A 1968-nucleotide genomic window follows, 5' to 3' on the forward strand; every position below is an offset into this window, starting at 1 on the left:
GCGCGGGAGATGGTTGGGGACGTCCCCGGAAAGAAAACCGCCGGCGGGGCTGTTTGTTTCCCCCCCGGCCGGCGTTTGAGGACGAACTCGGCGAAGCCGGTGATGACGGCGCCCGAGGCTCCGGAGCCCTAGTCCGTCAGGTTCACGGACCGCGCGGAGGTGGCCCCGATCTCGGCGCTCAACTCGTTGAGGACAGGCTGCGGCACGGTGTCGTCCACCGTGAGGACAGCCAGCGCCTCCCCACCCACGTCAGCACGAGCGACCTGCATGCCCGCGATGTTGATCCCCGCCTCGCCGAGGACACGGCCGACCGTGCCGACGACACCGGGACGGTCCGCGTACCGCAGCACGACCATGTGGTCGGCGAGCGCCAGGTCCACGTCGTACTCGCCGATGCCGACGATCTTCTGCAGGTGCTTGGGCCCGGCCAGCGTGCCGGAGACCGAGATCTCCTCGCCGCCGGTCAGCGTGCCGCGCACCGTGACCACGTTGCGGTGGTCAGGCGACTCGGAGCTCGTGGTGAGGCGGACCTCGACGCCGCGCTCCTGGGCGAAGAGCGGCGCGTTGACGTACGACACGGTCTCGTCGACGACGTCCTCGAACACGCCCTTCAGCGCGGACAGTTCGAGCACCTTCACGTCGTGCTGGGTGATCTCGCCGTACACCTCGACGTCGAGCCGCGCGGCGACCTCGCTCGCGAGGGCGGTGAAGATCCGGCCGAGCTTCTCGGCGAGCGGCAGACCGGGACGCACGTCCTCGGCGATGACACCGCCCTGGACGTTCACGGCGTCCGGGACCAGCTCGCCCGCGAGGGCGAGGCGCACCGACCTGGCGACGGCGATACCGGCCTTCTCCTGCGCCTCGTCCGTCGAGGCACCGAGGTGCGGTGTGCAGACGACCTGGTCGAACTGGAACAGCGGGGAGTCCGTGCAGGGCTCCTTCGCGTACACGTCCAGACCGGCGCCGGCGACGCGGCCCTCCTTCAGCGCCGAGTACAGCGCCTCCTCGTCGACGATCCCGCCGCGCGCGGCGTTCACGATGCGGACGGCGGGCTTCACCTTGTGCAGGGCCTCGTCGCCGATCAGACCGACCGTCTCCGGGGTCTTGGGCAGGTGCACGGTGATGAAGTCCGAGACCTCGAGCAGCTCGTCGAGGGTGAGGACCTTGACGCCCATCTGCGCGGCGCGCGCGGGCTGTACATACGGGTCGTACGCGACGACCTTCATGCCGAAGGCGCTCATGCGCTGGGCGACGAGAGCACCGATGCGGCCGAGGCCCACGACACCGAGGGTCTTCTCGGCGAGCTCGACACCCGTGTACTTCGAGCGCTTCCACTCGCCGGCCTTGAGCGCCTGGCTGCCCTGGGGGATGTTGCGCGCGGTGGCGATGAGCAGGCCACAGGCGAGCTCGGCCGCGGTGACGATGTTCGAGGTGGGCGCGTTCACCACCATGACGCCGGCCTTGGTGGCGGCCGACACGTCCACGTTGTCCAGGCCCACGCCCGCGCGGGCGACGACCTTCAGCTTCTTGGCGGCGGCGATGGCCTCGGCGTCAACCTTGGTCGCCGAGCGGACCAGGATCGCGTCGACATCGGCGATCGCGGGCAGCAGCTCGGCGCGGTCCGCGCCGTTGCACTGACGGATCTCGAAGTCCGGGCCCAAGGCGTCGACAGTGGCGGGCGACAGCTCTTCAGCGATGAGTACGACCGGTTTGCCGTTGGCAGCAGTGCTCACGTGAGTCCTCACAAGTCCAATGCGGACGGCCGTCCCGACGGCCGCAGGCGGTGGAGGGTGCTAGCCGCGTGGAAGACGCACGACGCTGTGGGCCTGACGCGAATGGTTGAAAGCAGTGTAGTGGCGCTACGGAGGTCTTCTTGCGCCTCCGCGGAAGGATCACTCGTCCGTGGCTGGACACAGTGGACAACACAGCGGAGACAGAGGGGGCCGCCAGCCCCCCCCCCCCCCCACA

General features: G+C 69.6%; 1 protein-coding gene. It reads right to left on the reverse strand.

Going from position 1 to position 1968, the window contains the following annotated elements:
* Nucleotides 1–128: 128 nt before the first annotated feature.
* Entirely contained in the window at nt 129–1733 is a 1605-nt protein-coding gene (gene serA / locus ACFWY6_RS17015; protein WP_360773628.1) for a phosphoglycerate dehydrogenase, read from the reverse strand.
* Between the last annotated feature and the right edge of the window lie 235 nt (nt 1734–1968).

Source organism: Streptomyces sp. NPDC059037, assembly GCF_042740015.1.
Classification (GTDB): Bacteria; Actinomycetota; Actinomycetes; order Streptomycetales; family Streptomycetaceae; genus Streptomyces.